4 protein-coding genes are annotated in these 2321 nt (G+C 66.9%); all 4 read left to right on the forward strand.

What is annotated here, in order from left to right; all coding sequences use genetic code 11:
* The coding region (locus IJH84_RS12975) for an oxidoreductase (RefSeq protein WP_295144552.1) at positions 1-551 on the forward strand (551 nt) is incomplete at its 5' end.
* 134 nt (positions 552-685) lie between these two features.
* The gene (locus IJH84_RS12980) at positions 686-1621 is read left to right on the forward strand and encodes a nucleoside hydrolase (protein WP_295144555.1); all 936 of its coding nucleotides are present in this window, start codon (positions 686-688) and stop codon (positions 1619-1621) included.
* Positions 1622-1792: 171 nt separating this feature from the next.
* The gene (locus tag IJH84_RS12985) at positions 1793-1945 is read left to right on the forward strand and encodes a hypothetical protein (protein WP_295144558.1); all 153 of its coding nucleotides are present in this window, start codon (positions 1793-1795) and stop codon (positions 1943-1945) included.
* Between the two features lie 35 nt (positions 1946-1980).
* The coding region (locus IJH84_RS12990; protein WP_295144561.1) for a GNAT family N-acetyltransferase at positions 1981-2321 on the forward strand (341 nt) is incomplete at its 3' end.

Genomic DNA, 2321 nt, shown 5'->3' on the forward strand with positions numbered 1-2321 from the left:
GCGAGGTCACCGATCCGCTGCTGGCCGGTTCGCTGCGGGTCGCCGAAGCGCTCGGGCCGCTGCTGCCGACCTGGCAGCGCGCCCCGATGCAAGCCCTCGCACGGCTGCACGTGCTGGCCGCCGCGGACCTGGCGGACGATCAGGAACGGCTGGGCCGCCCGCGGGAGGACCCGGCGGTCTCCGCGCGGCTGGACCTGCTCGCGCAGGTCGTCGCGGACGCGGGCGGCAAGTCGCAGGGGCTCGTGCCCGGTCCGGTGCAGGCCGCCGTGGTGCACGGCGAGCTGCTCGCGCTGTCCGCGTTCGGCGAGGTCGACGGCATCGTGGCGCGCGCGGCGGCGCGGCTGAGCATGATCGGCAGCGGGCTGGACCCGAAGGGGCTGGTGGTGCCGGAGGTCGCCTACTTCCGGCGGCAGCCCGACTACGTCGCGGCCGCCGAAGGTTTCGCCTCCGGAGAGCCGGACGGCGTCGCGAAGTGGATCGTGCACTGCTGCACCGCGCTGGAAACCGGCGCGCGGGAGGCGAAGTCCATCGCCGACGCCGTGGAGTCCTGATGAGGGCCGGCTTCGAGCGGCTCCGCCGCGGCAGCCGCTGACCGCACACGCGTCCGGAAGCGTGCATCCGCACCGCGACGGAACCGCTGGTCGACCGACGCGCGCACCGACCCCGAAGAACCGACGGGAGCGAAATGCCGAAGAAGGTCCTGATCGACTGCGATCCGGGCATCGACGACGCGCTGGCGCTGGCGCTCGCGCACGGCAGCCCGGAACTGGACGTCGTCGGCGTGACCACCGTGGCGGGCAACGTCGGCCTGCCGCACACCACGAACAACGCCCTGTGCCTGGCGGACTTCTACGGGATGGACGTGCCGATCGCGGCCGGCGCGGGCCGCCCGCTCGTTCGCGAAGCGCTGACGGCCGGCGACGTGCACGGCGGCAACGGGCTCGGGGGCGTGGTGCTGCCCGCGGCCACGGCACGGGCGATCGACGGCCACGCCGTGGATCGAATAGTCGACGAGCTGGCCGCCGCGCCCGGCGAGATCTCGCTGGTCGCGATCGGTCCGCTGACCAACATCGCGCTGGCGGTGCGCAAGGAGCCCAGGATCGTCGAGTGGGCGCGCGAGTTCGTCGTCATGGGCGGCTCCTACACCCGCGGGAACCGCAACCCGGCGGCGGAGTTCAACGTGCTCGCCGACCCGGAGGCCGCGGCCGTCGCGTTCGACGCGGGCTGGCGCACCACCATGGTCGGGCTGGACCTGACCGCGCAGGCCCGCGCCACCGCCGAAGTGCGCGAGCGGTTCGGTGCGCTCGGGCGGCTCGAGGCGGAACTGCTTTCGCCGATCCTGGACTTCTACGCACAGCACCGGCAGTACCGCGCCGAAGGTCCCGCGGTCCACGACGCCTGCGCCGTCGCGCACGTGCTCGATCCGGGGTTGCTGAGCACCGTGCCCGCGCGGGTGGACGTGGAGACGCACGGCCGGTTCACCTCGGGCATGACGGTGACCGACTTCGACGCGCCCGCCGAGCGCTGCAACGCGGACGTGGCGACGGTGCTCGACACCGAAGCCTTCTGGAACCGCGTGCTCACCGCCTTCGAGCGGGTCGCCGCCGAACTACCGGAGTGAACGGACTGCTCGTCCGGCCAGATTGGTCAGACGGTCCGTTCGCCCGGTCCGTTCGCTCAGAGATTCGGCTCAGCGCGTCAGCGAGCGCAGCGCGTCCCGCACCCGGCCGTCCGAGACCGCCAGCGCCGCCGCGGACCGCTCCACGTCGGAGCCGGTCAGCAGGTGCACCAAGTGATCGCTTATGAGCTTCAAGTGATTGGCGGAAAACTTTTCTGTGACCAGGACGAAACCCTGGAGTTGAAGTATTTTTCAAAAGAAGAAAAGCCGCAGCTGTTTACCGGTTCACACGTAGAGCTGTGGAATGATATCTTTTATCAGAAATAACTTTGAGGTTATATGGCCAAGGAGATTAAAACATAATGATTCGAAAAGTCAACCGGGAAGATATTCCCGAATGTGTCCAGGTCATCCGGCACAGCCATCAAACTGTAGCGGATGAATTCGGTTTCACAAAGGAAAACGCGTCGAGATACGTTGCTTTTGCCACAGATGAGAATCGGCTGATGTGGCATATGGATCATGAACACCGGCTTATGTTTCTGAATGATGAAAACGGGGCAATCCGGGGATATTACTCACTGCTTATGAAGCAGGATGGTGAATGTGAGCTGGGTAATCTTTCCGTATTGCCGGAGTACAGACATCAAGGAATAGGAACGGAACTGTTCAGGCATGCCATTGACACTGCCCGGGAACATCA

Source organism: Saccharopolyspora sp., assembly GCF_017434145.1.
GTDB classification, from domain to species: domain Bacteria; phylum Actinomycetota; class Actinomycetes; order Mycobacteriales; family Pseudonocardiaceae; genus Saccharopolyspora_C; species Saccharopolyspora_C galaxeae.